Origin of the sequence: Nonomuraea dietziae, assembly GCF_014195505.1 — a bacterium.
In the GTDB taxonomy this organism is placed as follows: Bacteria; Actinomycetota; Actinomycetes; order Streptosporangiales; family Streptosporangiaceae; genus Nonomuraea; species Nonomuraea roseola.
This window is the reverse complement of record NZ_JACIBV010000001.1, coordinates 7366162-7385233: the sequence shown is the minus strand read 5'-3', so window position 1 is coordinate 7385233 and position 19072 is coordinate 7366162. Positions and strand designations below refer to the sequence as shown.

Sequence of the window (19072 nt, the reverse complement as noted above, 5' to 3'; positions counted from 1 at the left end):
GTCAGTGCTCCTGCGGGTCCGGCATGCCCTTGGTGCGAGGGATCGGGGAGAGCGCCAGCACGATGATCGGGATCACCGCGCCTGCGGCGCAGATGAGCAGGGTGGTGCGAAGGCCGATGCCTTCGGCGAGCAGGCCCATGAGCAGGGCGCCCACCGGTGCCAAGCTGAGAGCGACGGCCCGCTGCGAGGCCATGACGCGGCCCTGGAGGCGCTCCGGGGTGGCGCCCATGCGGAGGGTGCCGCTGGCCACCATGGCGATGGGGCCGGTGATGCCGAGCAGGAACTGCGCGAGGCCGATCATGGTGACGATCTGCCAGGTGGGTCCGGTGGCCAGGCCGATGAGGAAGAGCGAGAGGTTGCCGATGACGGTCATCCAGAAGAAGGAGGGCCCGATGCCGATCTTCTTCATCGACCTGACGGCCAGCAGCGAGCCCAGGATGGCGCCGGGCCCGCCGATGGCCAGCAGGATGCCGACCCAGTACACCGGCAGGCCCAGGCCCTTGATGATCCAGATGGGCAGCAGCACCTCGATGCCGGTGAAGAAGAACATGTAGAAGCCTGCGGCGATCATGCTGGGGCGGATCAGCGGGTCGCGCAGCACCCAGCGCAGGCCCTCGGCGATGGAGGAGAAGACGCCGGGCCGGTCCTCGCTGCGCTCCGGCACGGGCTCGGGCTTGCGGATGAGCGCGCAGCTGATCGCGGAGACGACCAGCGTCACCACGTTGATGATCAGAACCTGAACAGCGATGAAGGCGCTGACCAGCACGGAGCCGACGCTGTTGCCCGCGACCCTGGCGACGGAGTTGCTCAGCTGGAGCTTGGCGTTGCCGTCGCCGATGAACTCGCGTCCCACCAGGAACGGCAGGTGCGACATGTTCGCGACCTCGAAGAACACGAACAGCACGACGGACAGGAAGGAGATCGCGCCGAGCCAGAAGAGCGTCAGCATGTCGGCGGCGTAGAGGCCGATGACCGCCAGGAGGAGGAGGGCGCGGCCGATGTCAGCGGCGATCATGGTGGGCCGCTTGCGGAACCTGTCGGCCCAGAAACCGGCGAACAGGAACAGCAGGAACGGCAGCCGCCCGACCGCGCCCAGCGTGCCGACCTCGGCCTCGCTTGCGCCCAGCACGACGATGGCGACCAGCGGCATGGCCACGACGGTGATCTGGCCGCCGAACTGGGAGGTGCTGTAACCGACCCAGAGTTTGAGGAAGTCGCGATGCTTCCAGAGGCTTGTGGGTGCTGCCTCAGTGGCGGGCGCGGTGTTCGAGACCACGGTCCATCCACCTCCTCCATGCGTTGGCGGTCCGGGTGACGTAGGGGTTGTAGAGCGCGCTGAAGCGCGCGCCGGGAATGAGCCCGGTCTCCAGGTTCGGGACGAACGCCCGCCACCCGTAGTCCTCGTCGGGCGGGGCGTTGTCCTCCTCGGGGATCAGCAGGATCGCCGGCCCGTCGAAGGTGTCGTGCTTGTAGCGCCCCACCGCGTGCGCGTTGGCGCGGAAGACCTCGACGTAGCGCTGGATCTGGTCGAGGTCGGTGCTCTCGGTGCGGAGCTGGCCTTCCTTGGTGGCGGCGTTGACGATGGCCAGCAGCCGTTCGGCCGGCTCCATCAGGCTCAGTTCGCGGGGGTCGAGCGAGGTGGCTCCGCCGGCCAACGCGTGCACCATGAGCGCGGTGTCGTCCTCCAGCGTCGAGCCGACGACCGGCTCCTGCGCCGAGGACCAGGCCAGGAAGACGTACGGCACGTCGTGGCCGTCCTTGCGCAGCCTGCGGGCCACTTCGAGGGCGATGTTGCCGCCGATGCAGAAGCCTCCGACGAAGTACGGCCCGTCGGGGAAGAGCTCGCGGATGTAGCCGGCGTAGGTCTCGGCCATCTCGTCGATGGTGGTCTGGACGGCGTCGCCCTCGGTCAGCCCGTGCGCGGGGATGGCGTAGACCGGCTGGTCGTCACCCAGGTGCTGGGCCAGCGGCCGGTACCGGAAGACCTGCCCGCCCAGGGCGTGGATGAGGAAGAGGGGCGGACGGTTGCCCGCGGTGCGCAGCGGCACGACCCGGCCACGGGAGACGGGGTTGTCGCCCTCGTCCGCCAGGGCTTCGGTGAGCTGGGCGATCGTCGGCGCGGCGAGGACTGTGGCGACCGGGATCTCCCTGCCCAGCGCCTGCCGCATCCGCAGGGCCAGACGGAGCGCCAGCAGTGAGTGTCCGCCCAGGTCGAAGAAGTCGTCACGGATGCCGGGACGCTCCACGCCGAGGATCTCCGCCCAGATCCCTGCGAGGGTCTCTTCCAGCTCGTCCCTGGGCGCCTCGTAGGGAGCCCGGGCCACCGGCGCCGGGTCGGGGAGCGCCTTGCGGTCGAGCTTGCCGTTGGCGGTGACGGGCAGCCGGTCCAGCTCGGTGAAGGACGAGGGCACCATGTGGTCGGGCAGCCGCTGGCGAAGGAATCCCGCCAGCTCCTCCGGCTCCGCCGTGCCGACGACGTAGGCCGCCAGCACGCCGCCGACGGGCCGTACTGCCGCAGCCTGCACGCCAGGGGCCTGAGCCAGGACGGCCTCGACCTCGCCGAGCTCCACCCGCATGCCGCGGACCTTCACCTGGTCGTCGATGCGGCCCAGGTAGTCGACCTCGCCATCGGGCAGCCAGCGTGCCAGGTCGCCGGTGCGGTACAACCGCGCCCCTGGCCCGCCGTAGGGGTCCGGCACGAAACGCTCCGCGGTCAGACCTGGCCGCGCGGCATACCCCTGCGCGACCTGCACCCCGCCGATGCACAACTCGCCTGCGGTCCCGACCGGAACCCGGCGCAGATCGGCATCGAGGATCTCGATCCGCGTGGCTCTGATCGGCGCCCCGATCGGCGTCCGCTCCTCGCCCACCTGACAGGCGTGCCAGGTGACATCGACGGCGGCCTCGGTCGGGCCGTAGAGGTTGTGCACCTCGACGCCGGGCCACGCCGAGTGCACCCGAGCCACCAGAGAGGCAGGCAGCGCCTCACCCGAGCAGACGACCCGCCGCAACGACGGCACGTCCAGATCCGGGACCTCCATGACCGCGTCCAGCATCGACGGCACGAAATGCGCCATCGACACGCTGTGGGCGCGCATCAACTCGACCAGCGCGGCCGCGTCCAGGTGGACACCTGGTGGCGCCACCACCAGCCCCGCCCCCTCCATCAGGGGCCAGAACAGCTCCCACACCGACACGTCGAAGGTGAACGGCGTCTTCTGCACCACCCGGTCGCCAGCCCCGAGAGGGAACGCCTCCCCCATCCAGACCAGCCGGTTGGCGATGGCCGCGTGGGAAACGAGCACCCCCTTCGGGCGTCCTGTCGACCCGGAGGTGTAGATCAGATAGGCGGGGGCGCTCGGCGGGATCTCCAGGCCGAGAACCGGCCCGTCCGCCGACTCGGAAGGAGCCACCACCACCGAACCCGGGAAACGGCCAGGCTCCCCCGTGATCACGACACGAGCCCCGGCGTCACTCACCATGAAGGACAGGCGCTCGTCGGGGTAATCCGGCTCCAGCGGCAGGTAGGCCCCACCAGCGGCCATCACCGCATGCACGGCCACGATCAGATCGGCGCCACGCGGCAGGCACACGCCCACCACATCGCCCAGCCGTACACCCTGCTCGCGAAGCACCGCGGCCAACCCGCGAACCCGGGCCCCGAACTCGGCATACGTCAACCAGGAGCCGTCCCAGACGGCAGGAGCATCCGGCGACGCAGCCACCCGCCGAGCCACCACATCCGGCAACGCCACGAACTCCCGGGCCGCACCCGTCGCGTTCCACCCCTCCACCGACGCCACATCGGCGGCCAGGAGCTCCTCGGACTCGCGCGGGTCAGCGGCCGGATCCTCGGCGATCTTCGCGAAGACCCGGCGGTAGTGCTCACCTGCCCGCACGACCTGATCGGCGGAGAACTGCGTGATGTCGTACTTGAGCTTCAACTCCAGCCCGCCGGCCTGCGGCGACCAGGTGAAGTTCGCGGACAGTGGCAGGTTGGTCTGCTCGAAGAACTCGCTCTCCACCACCTGGATGACCCCGCCGGGACCGAGGTCCTGGTAGACGTGGAAGTCGCGATAGTCGAAGAGCACGTCGATCAGGGGAGAGCGCTGGCTGAGACGCTGCATCTCGAACAGCGGATACAGCCGGTGCGGCAGGAACGCCACCTCCGCGGCGAAGACCCGCTTGATCAGCTCTTCCCAGCTCGGCACGTCGGTGCGCACCCGCACCGGCACGCTGTTGAGGAACAGCCCGAGGACCTGCTCGGCCGCCTCGTGCTCGGGCCTGCCGTGCGTCACGATGCCGGTGACCACGTCGCTGTCGCCCGTCAGGAGCGCCAGCACGCGCAGATGCCCGGCGAGCAGCACGGTGCGCAGCGGCACCCTGGCCTGCCGCGCCGCCCGCTCCAGCCCTTGGACGAGCTGATCATCAAGGGGTACGGCATGCGAAACGGTGTCCTCGGCGTCTCCCGTGCGGTAGCCGGGAAGCCTGGGCAGTGCGGTCACCGGCGCGTCGGCCAGCGCATCCCGCCAGAACTGCTCGGTCTGCGGCGAGGCCACCGCCTCCTTCTCCCTGGCGACGAAGTCGCGGAAGGTGGAGGGCGGCGGTACGGCCGGCGCCTGCGGTACCCCTTGCAGTCCCGCGGCGTAGCGGTCCAGCAGCTCGGTCACCATGGTGGCGACGCTCCAGCCGTCGAGGATCGCGTGGTGGAAGCTCAGCGTGAGCGCGAACTCGTCGGTGTCGAGGTGGTGGATGACGGCGCGGAAGAGCGGCGGCGCCTCCCAGTCGAAGGGCCGGTGCTTCTCCTGCTCGCGCCAGATGCTCAGGCGCTGCCCCGGGTGCTCGAACCCGGACAGGTCGAGCTCCTGGACGGGTGGCTCGACGTCCTGCCAGACCAGCTGGATGGGCTCGTCGAAGCCGGTCAGGTCGAACGAGGTGCGCAGGACCGCGTGCCGGGCCATGACCTCGCGAAGGGCGGCACGGAAGGTGTCGCTCTGGTACGGCCCGCGCAGGATCAGCGTGAAGACGTCATGGTAGGTCGCCGAGTCTTCCTGGTAGGCGCTGTGGAAGAGCATCCCGGACTGCAACGCGGTCAGCGGGTAGGCGTCCTCGAGTTCGGGAGCGGTCAACGCTTGCCTCCTTGGAAACGCTGCTTCAGCCGGTCCAGGTCCGCGGCGCCGAGCATGCTGAACGCCTCGCTGCCACGGCTCTCGTTCACCGTCCCGGTGGTGACCACCTGGGCGAGCTCGCGCACCGTCTGGTGGACGAAGATGTCTTCGAGCGCGAGGGTGTATCCGCGGGCCCGGAGGCGCGCGACGATCTTGAGCGATCTGATGGAGTCCCCGCCCAGCGCGAAGTAGCTGTCGTGGGCGCCGGGCGTGGGGACGCCCAGCACCTCCGCCCAGACCTCGGCCAGGGCCCGCTCGACCTCACCGCTCGGTTCCTCGTACGGCACGCCGACGGGGGCCTGCGGTTCGGGGAGCGCCTTGCGGTCGAGCTTGCCGTTGGCGGTCACCGGCAGGCGGTCCAGCACCGTGAAGGAGGCGGGCACCATGTGCTCGGGCACCCTCCGGCGCAGGAAGCCGGCCAGGTCCTCCGGATCCGCCGTGCCGACGACGTAGGCCGCCAGCAGGCCACCGACCGGACGGACCGCGGCCGCCTGGACGCCGGGGTGCTGAGCAAGGACGGCCTCGATCTCGCCGAGCTCCACCCGTATGCCGCGGATCTTCACCTGGTCGTCGATGCGGCCCAGGTAGTCGACCTCGCCATCGGGCAGCCAGCGTGCCAGGTCGCCGGTGCGGTACAACCGCGACCCTGGCGGTCCGAACGGATCGGGGACGAACCGATCGGCCGTCAGGCCAGGCCGCGCGGCATACCCCTGCGCCACCTGCACTCCGCCGATGCACAGCTCGCCTGCGGCGCCCACGGGCACCCGGCGCAGATCGGCGTCGAGGATCTCGATGCGCGTCGCCCTGATCGGCGCCCCGATCGGCGTGCGCTCCTCGCCCACCTGACAGGCGTGCCAGGTGACGTCCACCGCCGCTTCGGTCGGGCCGTAGAGGTTGTGCACCTCCACACCGGGCCACGCCGAGTGCACCCGAGCCACCAGAGAGGAAGGCAGCGCCTCCCCCGAGCACACGATCCGCCGCAACGACGGCACCGCCGCGTCCGGCTCCTCCAGGAGCGCGTCCAGCATCGACGGCACGAAGTGCACCATCGACACGTTCTCCCGTCGCATCAGCTCGACCAGCGCGTCCGCGTCGCGATGAGCCCCAGGAGGCGCCACCACCAGGCCGGCTCCCTCCATGAGGGGCCAGAACAGCTCCCACACCGACACGTCGAAGGTGAACGGCGTCTTGTGCATGACCCGATCACCGGAGGCCAGGGGGAAGGCCTCCCCCATCCACACCAGCCGGTTGGCGATCGCCTCATGGGAGACGAGCACCCCCTTCGGACGGCCGGTGGAGCCGGAGGTGTAGATCAGATAGGCGGGGGCGCCGGGCGGGATCCGGACACCCGGCGGAGCCGGGTCCCCTGACGCGGCCGGACTCACCGTCACCCCGGGGAAGCGCCCGTGCTCCTCGGTGATCACGACGTGGGCGCCGGCATCGGCCACCATGAAGGACAGGCGCTCATCGGGGTAGCCGGGCTCCAGCGGGAGGTAGGCACCTCCGGCCGCCATCACGGCGTGCACGGCCACGATCAGGTCGGCACCGCGGGGCAGGCACACACCCACCACATCGCCCAGCCGTACACCCTTCTCGCGCAACACCGAGGCCAGCGCGTTCACACGGGACCCGAACTCGGCATACGTCAACCAGGAGCCGTCCCAGACAGCAGGAGCATCCGGCGACGCAGCCACCCGCCGAGCCACCACATCCGGCAACGCCACGAACTCCCGGGCCGCACCCGTCGCGTTCCACGCCTCCACCGACGCCACATCGGCGGCCAGGAGGGGCAGCTCGGAGACGGGCTGGTCAGGATCGGCGACGGCGGCGGACAGCAGAGCGACGAAGTGCTCGGCCAGCCGCGAAACCGTGTCGGCGTCGAAGAGGTCGGTGCGATATTCGAAGATCCCACCGAGCTGGCCGGGGAAGCGCTGGACGTACAGCGACAGGTCGAACTTGGCGGTGGTCGTGCCCGAGCTCACCCACTCGGCCTCCAGCTCGCCGACGCGCAGCGCGGACCGCTCCGCGTCCTCCACGCTGAACAGCGCCTGGACCAGCGGCGTGCTGCCGAGATCACGACGCGGCTGCAGGTCCTCGACGAGCGCCTCGAAGGGCACCTCCGAGTTGGCGAAGGCCTCGAGCGCGGTGTTCCTGGCCCGGCCGATCAGCTCTCGGAAGGTGGGGTCGCCGGAGCAGTCGGTGCGCAGCACGAGGGTGTTGAGGAAGAAGCCGATCAGCGGCTCCAGCTCCGGCCGGGGCCGCTCGGCAGCCGGGGTGCCGACCACGATGTCCCGCTGTCCGGTGTGGCGGGCGAGCAGCACGGTGAAGGCGGCCAGGAGCGTCATGAAGAGCGATGCGTTCTCGTCCGCGCCGAGCAGCCTGAGGCGTTCGGAGACCTCCGGAGAGATCATGAACGGGATGTTGCCTCCGTCGTGCCCTCTGCGAGCGGGACGCGGCCTGCTCGTCGGGAGCTCCAGGCGTTCCGGCATGCCCGCCAGTCGCTCGCGCCAGTAGGCCAGCTGGGTGTCACGCAGCTCGCCCTCGACCCGGTCGCGCTGCCAGGCCGCGTAATCGGCGTACTGCACGGCCAGGTCAGGCAGCTCGCGACCCGCATAGAGCTCACCCAGCTCCTGGGCGAACAGTCCGGACGACCACGCGTCGTTGGCCACGTGGTGGATCGTCACCAGCAGTTCGTGATCATCCGACGCGTGCCGTACGAGAGCAGCCCTGATCGGCGGCTCCACCGTCAGGTCGAACCGGCGAGCGCCGAAGGCCCGCAGCTGCTCCGACCGCACCACCTCGAACGGCACAGCGGCCTCTCCCGCCACCGACACGAACACATCGTCGTCCCGCTGCACGAACCGCGATCGCAACACCTCGTGCCGGACGGCCATCGCGACCAGCGCACGCTCCAGGGCCGCCACATCCAGCGGGCCTCTCAGCCGCAACCACACCTGCGTGTTGTACACGGCCAGCTCCGGCTCCAGCTGGTCCAGGAACCACAGCCGCCGCTGGCCGTACGACACGGGCAGCAACCCGTCACGCGGGATGGGCACGACCTCGACCGAGGTGGCGGTGCGGGCGGCGGCGATGCGCTCCGCCAGGCCGGCCACGGTCGGCGCCTCGAACAGGGCTCGGACCGGCAGCTCGATGCCGAAGGCGGCGCGCAGGCGGGTGACGACCTTGATGGCCAGCAGCGAGTGGCCGCCGAGGGCGAAGAAGCCGTCCTCCCTGCCGACCGGACCGGTTCCCAGCACCGACTCGAACAGCGTCGCGACCAGCTCCTCCACCGGACCCTGCGGCGGGGTGCCCGCGGAGTCCTGCCGCTCCTGACCGGGTTCGGGCAGGGCGGCGCGGTCGAGCTTGCCGTTGGCGTTGGTCGGGAGCTCGTCGAGGAAGGTGAACGAGGCCGGGATCATGTGCTCGGGCAGCCGCTCGCGCAGGAGGCCGGTGAGCGCCGCCGGGTCGGCCGTGCCGACCACGTAGGCGGCGAGCACGCCCCGCACGGGCTGCACCACCGCGCTCCTGACCGAGGGGTGCGCGGCCAGGAGCGACTCGATCTCCCCTGGCTCGACGCGCATGCCACGGATCTTGACCTGGCCGTCCATCCGGCCCAGGTAGTCGACCTCGCCGTTCGGCAACCAGCGGGCCAGGTCGCCGGTGCGGTACATGCGCGCGCCGGCCGGGCCGTACGGGTCGGGTACGAACTGCCGGGCGGTCAGCCCTGGACGCCGCGCGTAGCCGTGGGCCACGCCGATGCCGGCGATGCACAGCTCGCCGGGGGTGCCGACGGGAACGCGGCGCAGGTCGGAGTCGAGGATCTCGATCCTGATGCCCCTGATGGGCGCGCCGATCGGCGTGCGGGACTCGTCCGGCTCGGACTTGTGCCAGGTCACCTCGATGGCGGCCTCGGTGGGACCGTAGAGGTTGTGCACCTCGATGCCGGGGAACCGCTCGTGCGCGCGGGCGACCAGGGAGGACGGCAGCGCCTCGCCCGAGCAGTAGACCCGGCGCAGCGAGGGCAGGTCGAGGACCGGTTCGTCCAGGAGCGCGTCCAGCATCGACGGCACGAAATGCACGGTGGTCACGCCGTGATCGGCGAGGAGGCGGACCAGCGCGGCCGGGTCGCGGTGCGCGTCAGGGGCGGCGACCACGAGCCCGGCTCCGGCGATGAGCGGCCAGAACAGCTCCCAGACCGACACGTCGAAGGTGAAGGTCGTCTTCAGCAGGACCCGATCCTCTGCGGTGAGAGGGAAGGCGTGATCGGTCCAGGTCAGCCGGTTGACGATGGCCTCGTGGGAGTTGAGCACGCCCTTCGGCACGCCCGTCGACCCGGAGGTGTAGATCAGGTAGGCAGGGGCGGTCGGCGGGATCGCGAGGTCGAGCGGCCCGTCCGCGGACGCGGTCGGGGCCACCGTGACGAGCCCGGGGAAGCGCTCAGGCTCCTCGGTGATCACCACGCCGGCGTGGGCGTCCTCGACCATGAAGTCCAGCCGCTGGTCGGGGTAGCCGGGATCGAGTGGCAGGTAGGCGGCCCCGGCGGCCACGACCGCGTGGACGGCCACGACCAGGTCGGCGCTGCGCGGGAGGCAGACGCCGACCACATCGCCCAGCCGTACGCCCCGCTCGCGGAGGACCGAAGCAAGCCCACGGACCCGCGCGCCGAACTCGGCATACGTCAACCAGGAGCCGTCCCAGACAGCCGGCGCGTCCGGCGACGAAGCCACCCGCCGGGCCAGCAGTTCGGCCAGGGAGGCGTACTCCTCCAGCGCGCCCGTGTCGTTCCACTGTTCCACCAGCGCCTCGTCGGCGGCGGTCAGCGCGGGCAGGGCCGACATCGGCTGCTCGGGCCCGGCCGCGACGGCGGCCAGCACCTCGGTGTAGAGCGCGGCGATGCGCTGGGCGGTGGCCTCGTCGAACAGGTCGGTGCGGTATTCGAGGATGCCGCCGACCCCGCCGGGTTCCCTGCGCAGGTACATGGTGAGGTCGAACTTGGCCGTCGAGGTGCCGGTTCCCCGCCACTCCATGGTCAGCCCGCCCGAGCTCACCGAAGGGCGGTCTGCGTCCTCCAGGCTGAAGAGCACCTGGACCAGTGGCGTCGCGCCCAGGTCGCGCTCGGGCTGCAGCTCCTCGATGAGCGCCTCGAAGGGCACCTCGGAGTTGGCGAAGGCCTCGAGCGTGGTAGTCCTGACCTGCTTGAGCAGATCGTGGAAGGTGGGGTCGCCCGAGGTGTCGGCACGCAGCACCAGCGTGTTGAGGAAGCAGCCGATCAGCGACTCCAGCTCGGGCCGGGGCCGCTCGGCCGCCGGCGTGCCGATCACGATGTCCCGCTGCCCGGTCGCGCGGGAGAGCGCGATCGAGAGCGCGGCGACCATGGTCATGAAGAGGGAGGCGTTCTCCTGCGCGCCCATGGCGCGCAGCCGCTCCACGACATGGCCTGGGATGGTGATCGGGACGTTCGCGCCCACGTAGTCCCGGCGAGCGGGGCGCGGGCGGTCTGCCGGGAGTTCCAGGCGTTCCGGCATGCCGGCGAGCCGCTTGCGCCAGTAGGCCAGCTGCGTGTCGCGCAGCTCGCCCTCGACCCGCTCCCGCTGCCAGGCCGCGAAGTCGGCGTACTGCACGGTCAGCTCCGGCAACGCCCTGCCCGCGTAGCACTCGCCCAGCTCGCGGGCGAACAGCACCGCCGACCACGCATCGGTGACGACGTGGTGCAGCGTCACCAGCAACTCGTGATCATTTACGGCATGAGGTGCCAGAGCAGCCCGGATCGGCGGTTCGGCGGTCAGATCGAACCGGCGGGCACCGCAGGCTTCCAGCGCGGAAGGCTCTACCACCTCGAAGGGCACGACGGCCTCGGCCGCCACCGACACGAACAGGTCGTCGTCGCGCTGCACGAACCGCGACCGCAACGTCTCATGCCGGGCGGCCACCGTCACCAGGGCACGTTCCAGCGCGGCCACGTCCAGGGCACCGCGCAGTCGTAGCCGCAGATGCGTGTTGTAAACGGCCAGTTCCGGCTCGAGCTGGTCCAGGAACCACAGCCGGCGCTGCGAGTAGGAGGCGGGAAGCAGGCCGTCTCGGGGCACGGGGACGACCGGCGGAACCTGCTCGGCGCCGCGGCCCTGCGCCGCGGCCACCAGGGCGGCGACCCCGGCGACCGTGGGCGACTCGAACAGCGCCCTGGGCGAGAGCCCGACGCCGAACGCCTTGCGCAGGCGGCCCATCAGCTTGATGGCCAGCAGGGAGTGGCCGCCCAGCGCGAAGAAGCCGTCGTCCCTGCCGACGGGACCGGTCTCCAGCAGCGTCTCGAACAGGCCGGCCACCAGCTCCTCCACCGGGCCGCGCGGAGGCACCCGCTCGGCCTCCACGGCGTCGGGCGGGTCGGGCAGCCTGGACCGGTCGACCTTGCCGTGCGCGGCCAGAGGCAGCGCGGGCAGCTCGACAAGGTGCGCGGGGATCAGGTAGGCGGGCAGGCGCTCGGCCAGGTAGCCGGGCAGCTGCCGGGTGTCGCCGACGACGTAGGCGACCAGCTCGGGCTCGTCCTGCCCGCGCACGACCACCACGCAGTCGGTGACGGCGGGATGGGCGGCCAGGACGGCCTGCACCTCTCCGGGTTCGACCCGGTGCCCGCGGATCTTGACCTGGCCGTCCGCCCGGCCGAGGAACTCGATGGCGCCGCCAGGCAGCCGCCGTCCCAGGTCGCCGGTGCGATAGATGCGCGCACCCGGCCGGCCGAAGGGATGGGGGACGAAGGCGGCCGCGGTCTGTCCTGGCCGGCCCAGGTAACCGCGGGCGACGGTGACGCCGCCGATGCACAGCTCGCCGACGACCCCGTCGGGCACCGGGCGCAGGTCCTCATCGAGGATGTAGGCCTCGGCGTGGGGCAGCGGGAAGCCGATGGGCGTGACCGCGCCCGCTCCGGCCGGCTCCTGATCGTGTGCGAGGCCGAGCACGCCGACGGTGGTCTCGGTGGGGCCGTAGTGGTTGACGACAGCGGGACCGTCCGGACGCGCGCGCAGCTGCCGTACCCAATCCCAGCGAGACGCCTCGCCGCCGAGCACCAGCGTGCGCGCGGGCAACTGGTCGAGCTGGAGGGCGGCCAGATGCGAGGGCGTGATCTTCATCAGGTCGATGCGGTCGCGCCGGAGGTGCTCGGCGATCCACGCGGTGTCGGTCGCGCGCTCCCGCGGAGCCAGGTGGAGCGTGCCGCCGGTGAGGAGCGAACCGTGGAAGACGGTGACGCTGAAGTCGAAGGTCAGCGGCTGCACCATCGAGTGGCGCAGCCCAGGGGCCAGGCCGAGCAGCCCGCTGACCCCGGCCACGTAGGCCGTGAGGTGCCGGTCGGCGATGCCCACCCCCTTGGGCAGGCCGGTCGAGCCGGAGGTGTAGATCACGTAGGCGAGCATGTCCGGGTGACGGGTGATCTCGGGGGCCGTCTCCGGCAGTTCGTCCGTCTCGCGCACGTCGATGACCGGAAGGTCGGTCTCGAATTCCGCGCTGGTGAGCACGGCTGTCGCACCGGAGTCGGCCAGCAGCTGGCGCAGCCGCTCCACGGGGTGCTCCAGATCCAGCGCCAGGTAGGCGGCGCCCGCCTTGAGCACGGCGAGCACGGCCACGGCGAGCTCGACGTCGGTGTCCAGGAAGATCGCCACCGGGGTGTCCGGGCGAGCCACCCCGGCCAGGCGGTGGGCCAGCCGGTTGGACCTGCGGTCCAGCTCGGCGTAGGTGAGGCTGCGGCCCTCGGCGTCGGCCACCGCCACCTGGTCGGGGCGGTCGGCCACCTGGGCCGCGAAGGCCTCCGTCACGGTGTCGAACGCGGCGCCGAACGGTGGTGGCGCCGTGGTGAGGCGCTCCTCCTCGCCGGGCAGCAGGAGCGGCAGGCCGGCCAGGGAGGTCTGCGGCGCGGCCAGGGCGGCGTCGAGCAGGTTGCGGTAGCGGGCGGTGAAATCCCTCGCCCAGGCCTCGTCGAACAGCGCGGCCGCGTACTCGATGCGCCCGTCGATGCGCCCGTCGACCTCGGCGAGGTCGATCAGCAGGTCCACCTTGGCGGTGCCGTTGCGCACCTGCCCATTGGTCACCAGAGAGGGCAGCAGGTTGAACACGACCTGGTGCAGCGGCGCGCCCACGCCGTCAGAACGGTCCGGCCGGAGCTCCTCGACGAGCCTCTCGTAGGGCACCTCGGCGTGATCGAGTGCGTCGAAGACCGAGGTCCGCACCCTGTCGACCAGCTCGTCGAAACTGGCCTCCCGCGCGCACTCGGTGCGCAGCAGCAGGGTGTTGACGAAGTTGCCGATCATGGGCTCCAGCTCGGGCAGCGGCCGCCCACCCACCGGGGAGCCCACCACCACATCGGCCCGCCCTGCCAGGCGAGACAGCAGCGCCTTGAGCCCGGCGAGCAACACCACGAAGGGCGTGGTCCGCCGCTCCCGCGCCATCCGGTGCACACCCTGCACGGTGGCGGCGGGCAGCTGGAAGGCGATGTCTCCGCCTGCGTGCCGCGGGAGGCCGGGGTCGGGCGCCCTGGGCGACAGACGCAGCGGCTCGGGCAGATCGGCGAGCTGCTTGCGCCAGTAGCCGAGCTGGTCGGTCAGCTCGCCGCCCTCCCACCGGCCGCGCTGCCAGGCGGCGAAGTCGCCGTACTGGATGGGCAGCTCGGGAAGGTCGGCCTCGCCGAAACAGGCCAGGAAGTCCCGCTGGAAGATCGCCACGGAGGCGGCGTCGAAGGCGACGTGATGCACGGTGAAGAAGAGGTGGTCGTGCTCGCCCCCGGTGTGGATCAGGCGCGCCCGCCACAGCGGGGCCTGGTCGAGCGGGATGGAGCGGGCAGCGTCGGCCTCACGCACCTGGGCGAGCCGTGCCTGCTGCTCATCGGCGCGGAGTCCTCGCAGGTCGGTGACCGCGACCTCGATCGGGACCTCGGGCAACACGATCTGGGTCGGCACGCCGTCGCGGTTGTCCAGCGCGGTTCGCAGCACCTCGTGGCGGGCGACGACCCTGGCCAGGGCGGCGGTCACGGCGTCAGGTTCGGCGCCGGCCGGCAGGCTGGTGCCGAACGGGATGTTGTAGACGGCGAGCCCAGGTTCCAGCTGGTCCACAAACCAGAGTCGCTCCTGCGCGAAAGAGGCAGGAAGCGCGAAACCCGACGCCTGATCGGTAGGCGCGCTCACGCCCGCTCGGACTCCTGCATGGCCTCACGCAGGCTGCGGGGCCTCATGTCCGTCCATACCGTGTCGATGTGCGCAAGGCAGCTATTACGGTCGCCCGAAAACCCTTCATCCCGCCAGCCTGCCGGCGTGGGGCGATCCAATGCCCAGATCGAGTACTGCTCCTCGTGGTTGATCACTACCTTGTAGTCGCCACTGGGCATGGGTACGCCTATCTCCCTTTCGCCGCGCCAGGGGTTGCCGGACACGCCAAAGAACAATGTGGGACTTGAGACCGCATAACGCGACACGTTACGGCCAATAATGGAGCATCAGAGCACCTTGTCGGCCCTGACAGCCCCAGTAGTCGTCCTCGACGAAGTGCCGCCGATTGAAGTCCACAGGAACCCGGCAAGTCAACACATGTCGGGAGAACCGCATCCAACGATCACTGACAGTACTCATGACCCAAACGAGATTGACAGCACCTCGATGCCCTGTGGAATATAAGCCGGGCCCAAACACACCACCACGGTTTGGGGTCATAACGGGCAATCCGTCCGTTTTGGGGAGTAATCCTTAAATCCCGTGCTTACCAGCATGTAGAGAGGCTCAGTCCAGCATGGCGGTGCAGAGTTATCTCCCGATGCCGGCCAGAGCAGCATGACCGAGCTTGTCGAGGTCATCGATAGGCGCAGTGACCTGGTCATGGGGCCGACAGAGGAGGGTCCATGACCGAGCTGGCAGTCATCGGCACCGGTGGCCTGGCCAGAGCCGTTTGTTATGCCCTGGCCGTGACAGGGCCGTCGGCTCGCATCACCGTGATCGGGCGCGATCCGGCTCGGACCGCCGAGTTATGCCATGTCGGTATGGCCAGAGCCGCACTCGCCGGCTCCAACGTGACCTTCCGCCCCGTGACGGGCTCCCTGCCTGAGGCCTTGGCGAGCGCCGCTCCGGCAGGCGTGCTGCTGGCCGCCTCCAGCCAGTCCCCCTGGGAGTCGCTCAGCTCCCCCTCGGCCTGGACCTCCCTGCTCCGGCGCGGCGGCTTCGGACTCACCCTGCCGTTCCAGGCCGAGTCCGCCGTCCGCGCGGGCACGGCACTCGCCTCGGCCAGCCCTGGGTCCTGGTTCGTCAACGCCTGCTTCCCCGACGCGGTCAACCCCGTGCTGGCCGCGCGCGGCGTCCCGGTGCTGTGCGGGATCGGCAACGCCGGCCTGCTGGCCGCCAGCATCCAGACCGCCCTCGGCCTGGCCGACCAGCGGGAGCTGCAGGTGCTCGCCCACCACGTCCACCTGTACACGCCCTCCTCCCCCGAGGACGAGGCGCAGGTCTGGCACCAGGGCCGCGCGCTCTCCGACGTCGGCGCACTCCTTGCCTCCCAGCGGGCCACCCCGCGCACCGAGCTCAACCACGTCACCGGCCTGACCGCCGCCAGGGTGCTGGGATGCCTGCTCACCGGCGGCGACCTGGACACCTCCCTGCCCGGCCCGCTCGGGCTGCCCGGCGGCTATCCGGTACGGCTCGCGGCCGGCCGGCTGAGCCTGCGCCTGCCGCCGGGCCTGGACCGTGCCGAAGCCATCGCCTTCAACCAGCGCTCTGCCGTACAGGACGGGGTGGTCGTGGAGGGCACGCGCGTCACCTTCGGCCCCGCCGCCCGGGAGGAGCTCGCCCGAGTCGCCCCCGACCTCGCCGACGGCTTCCACACCGCGGACCTGGACTCTGCCACCCAAGCCTTCACCCAGCTCAGAGACCGGCTCCGAGACCTCCCCTCCTACCCCTAACGAGGTGCGCCCGACGATGCACGCAGCGAACCTGCTAATCGACTACTACGACCGCCTCCCCGCCTCGATCGCGGCCTGCGTCGACGACCTCGAACCGGTCAGATCGGACATCGGCTTCTCCCCTGGCTACCACCTGCCCGCCCTCGACGCGGACGTGGAACGTTTCCTGTCGGTGGCCACCGCCCGCTGGGAACCGCTCGGCGAGTACGGCGAGCACCGGCTGACCCTGCTCGACCTCACGGGCAACCCGGCCACGGGCACCACCAAGACCTTCGCCTCGCTGATGATCGTCGCCCGCGCGGTGGAGTACATCAGGCGGTACGGCGAAGCGGTCACGATCTTCTCGCCCACGTCGGCCAACAAGGGCGTCGCGCTGCGCGACGCGGTGCTGCGCGCGATCGAGGCCGGACTGGTCCGCCCCGACCAGCTGCGCACGGTGATCCTCGCGCCCGGCTCGTGCCTGGCCAAGCTCCGCTCCAGCCGGCTGTCCACCGACCCCGAGCTGCGCGAGCTGAACCCGATGCTCGTCTACAACGGCCCCGAGCCGGAGCAGGTCAAGGCGCTCGGCCGGGCCTTCGCCGACAAGTACGCCGGCGACCTGCGGGCCAACGGCGAGAACCTGTGGTACTCGCTGGACCTGGCCAACTACCTCGTAGCCGACACCGCCAGGGCGTACTTCGAGCACGCGGCCTCCCCCGTCGCCGGGCCCCGGCTGCACGCGCACGCGGTCTCCAGCGCCTTCGGGCTGCTCGGCTACCACCGCGGCCGGGATGTGCTGGAGAGCTCCGGCGCGTCGAGCCAGGAGCACCGGCCCGCCAGCCTGCTCGTGCAGCACCTCGGCACCCCCGACATGGTGCTCAACCTCCGCAACGGCTCCTTCGACCGGGCCGGCCTGCCCCAGTACGCCCTGACGGACGGCCTCTACCGCCAGTCGGCCGACCCGCGCTTCCCCGCGGTGACCTACGACCCGGACGAGGTGCTCGACCCGACCTTCTACACCCACCGGCCCGCCACCTCTCCCTCGATGAACGCGATCATCGAGCGGTCCGGCGGCGACGGCATCGTGGTCTCACTGGCCGAATGCGTGGCCCGCTACCCGCAGGTGCGCGAGCTGCTGGCCGGGACCGGCTGCGAGCTGCCCGCCGACTTCCGCACGCTCCGGGAGTGGTCCCTGGTCATGGCCATGACGGGCGTGCTCAACGCCGTGGACCGCGGTCTGGCCGACGACTGGCGCGACGTGGTGGTGCACGGGTCGGGCCGCTACACCTCGGCGGACTACAGGCCGCTGGAGCCGGAGGCGATGACCGAGGTCGCGACCGTCGAGGACGTCGCCGCGGTGGTCTGCCGCTGATGTCTCTCCCGGAGGACGCGATCGCCGTCGTCGGCATGGCCGGGCGCTTTCCCGGCGCTCCCGACGTGCCCTCGCTCTGGCGCAACCTGCTCGACGGCGTGGACCTCGTGCACGACTACACCGAGGCCGAGCTGCGCGCGCTCGGGGTGGGTGAGCGGCTGCTGGCCGATCCGGCGCACGTGCGGGCGGGCGGCCGCCTGCCCGACGTGGCCGCGTTCGACGCCGACTTCTTCGGCGTGACAGCGGACGAGGCCGCCGCCATGGATCCCCAGCAACGGCTCTTCCTCGAGCAGTCCTGGACCGCGCTGGAGGACGCGGGCTGCGACCCCGCGGCCTTCGACGGGCTGATCGGCGTCTTCTCCGGTGCCTCGGTCAACAGGCACTTCCTGTACCGGCAGTTCACCGGAGATCCGGACGAGCCGCTGGTTCCGGGCTTCGCGCCCGACTACGTGGCCGCCCAGGTGGCCTACCGGCTGGGCCTGACCGGCCCCGCCATGGCCGTGCAGACCGCCTGCTCGAGCTCGCTCACCGCGGTCTGCGTGGCCGCCCAGCACCTGCTCGACTACCGCTGCGACCTGGCGCTCGCGGGCGGGGTGAGCGTCACGGAACCCCGCTTCCTGCACACGCCCGGCGGCCTGGTCTCGCCCGACGGCCGCTGCCGCGCCTTCGACGCCACCGGTCAGGGCGGCGCCTACAGCAGCGGCGTGGCGGTCCTGGCGCTCAAGCGCCTGCAGGACGCGGTCGAGAGTCGGGACCAGGTTCTCGCCGTGCTCCGGGGCTGGGCGGTGGGCAACGACGGCGCGCGCCGGGCCGGGTTCGCCGCCCCGGGGCTCGATGGGCAGGCGAGCGTGGTGGCCGAGGCGCTGGCGGACGCCGGGGTGGCACCCGGCGCGATCGGTTTCGTCGAGGCGCACGGCAGCGGCACCGCGGTCGGGGACGCGATCGAGGTCGCCGCCCTGGCCCAGGCCTTCTCCGGCGACCCGCTGCCACCGAGCGCCGTCGCGTTGGGCTCCATCAAGACCAACCTCGGCAACCTCGACGCGGCGGCGGGCGCGGCGGCGCTGATCAAGGCCGTCCTGGCGGTACGGCACGGCGTCATCCCTGCCAACCTCCACTTCGAGCGCGCCGATCCGGACGTCGAGTTCGGCCCTTTCTACGTGCCGGTCAAGAACGTGGCATGGGAGGCGGAGACCCGGCGGGCCGGGGTGAGCTCCTTCGGCCTGGGCGGGACCAACGCCCACGTGATCGTCGAGCAGGTCGCGGACGAACCGCCGCGCCCGGCCGCCACCGGCTGGCGCGTCCTGCCTGTCTCGGCCCGGACGCCCGAGGCGTTGCGCCAGGCCCGCATGCGGTTGGCCGACCACCTGGAGGCGGCTCCCCGGATCGACCTGGACGACGTCGCGCACACGCTGACCGCGGGACGCCGAGCTTTCGCCTACAGGGCGGCGATCGTCTGCCAGGACCTGTCCCAGGCCGTCGCCCGGCTGCGCGGCCTGCCGTACGACGCGCCTGAGGATCTGATGCGGGCGGCCGAGGCCTGGGTGGCGGGCGACGAGCCCGCCTGGCCGCCGGCCGACGGCCGCATCATCTCCCTGCCCGCCTACCCGTTCCAACGGCAGGAGGTCTGAC

Annotated in this window: 7 protein-coding genes; 3 read left to right on the top strand and 4 right to left on the bottom strand. The window is 71.3% G+C overall.

Going from position 1 to position 19072, the window contains the following annotated elements:
• Nucleotide 1: 1 nt before the first annotated feature.
• From FHR33_RS35195 to FHR33_RS35180, 4 genes are read right to left on the bottom strand one after another with little or no spacing between them, the layout of a single operon-like run.
• Nucleotides 2-1276, bottom strand: coding sequence for an MFS transporter (locus FHR33_RS35195; protein WP_183657153.1), 1275 nt, complete (start codon nt 1274-1276; stop codon nt 2-4).
• The gene (locus FHR33_RS35190; protein ID WP_183657151.1) at nt 1248-5129 is read right to left on the bottom strand and encodes a non-ribosomal peptide synthetase; all 3882 of its coding nucleotides are present in this window, start codon (nt 5127-5129) and stop codon (nt 1248-1250) included. Before FHR33_RS35190 ends, FHR33_RS35195 begins: the two co-directional genes overlap by 29 nt.
• Nucleotides 5126-14335: a non-ribosomal peptide synthetase gene (locus FHR33_RS52905; RefSeq protein WP_312895855.1), complete on the bottom strand. Its 9210-nt coding sequence runs from the start codon at nt 14333-14335 to the stop codon at nt 5126-5128. Before FHR33_RS52905 ends, FHR33_RS35190 begins: the two co-directional genes overlap by 4 nt.
• Nucleotides 14332-14535: an MbtH family protein gene (locus FHR33_RS35180; protein ID WP_183660479.1), complete on the bottom strand. Its 204-nt coding sequence runs from the start codon at nt 14533-14535 to the stop codon at nt 14332-14334. Before FHR33_RS35180 ends, FHR33_RS52905 begins: the two co-directional genes overlap by 4 nt.
• A gap of 507 nt (nt 14536-15042) precedes the next feature.
• Here FHR33_RS35180 and FHR33_RS35175 point away from each other — a divergent pair.
• Genes FHR33_RS35175 through FHR33_RS35165 form a run of 3 tightly spaced genes read left to right on the top strand, consistent with a single transcriptional unit; the run spans nt 15043 to nt 19071 of the window.
• Entirely contained in the window at nt 15043-16092 is a 1050-nt protein-coding gene (locus FHR33_RS35175; RefSeq protein ID WP_183657147.1) for a Rossmann-fold NAD(P)-binding domain-containing protein, read from the top strand.
• 16 nt (nt 16093-16108) lie between these two features.
• Nucleotides 16109-17443 carry a DUF6002 family protein gene (locus tag FHR33_RS35170; RefSeq protein WP_183657144.1) on the top strand — a complete coding sequence of 445 codons (1335 nt, stop codon included), beginning with the start codon at nt 16109-16111 and terminating at the stop codon, nt 17441-17443.
• Nucleotides 17443-19071 (top strand): beta-ketoacyl synthase N-terminal-like domain-containing protein, encoded by a 1629-nt coding sequence (locus tag FHR33_RS35165; RefSeq protein ID WP_183657141.1) that lies wholly within the window; start codon nt 17443-17445, stop codon nt 19069-19071. The genes FHR33_RS35170 and FHR33_RS35165 overlap by 1 nt, the downstream gene beginning before the upstream one ends.
• Nucleotide 19072 lies beyond the last annotated feature (1 nt).

Excerpts from the sequence above, each read along its gene's own strand:
- FHR33_RS35180 (WP_183660479.1), bottom strand. The coding sequence starts at position 14,535 with ATGCCCAGTGGCGACTACAAGGTAGTGATCAACCACGAGGAGCAGTAC.
- FHR33_RS35175 (WP_183657147.1), top strand. The coding sequence starts at position 15,043 with ATGACCGAGCTGGCAGTCATCGGCACCGGTGGCCTGGCCAGAGCCGTT.
- FHR33_RS35165 (WP_183657141.1), top strand. The coding sequence starts at position 17,443 with ATGTCTCTCCCGGAGGACGCGATCGCCGTCGTCGGCATGGCCGGGCGC.
- FHR33_RS35170 (WP_183657144.1), top strand. The coding sequence starts at position 16,109 with ATGCACGCAGCGAACCTGCTAATCGACTACTACGACCGCCTCCCCGCC.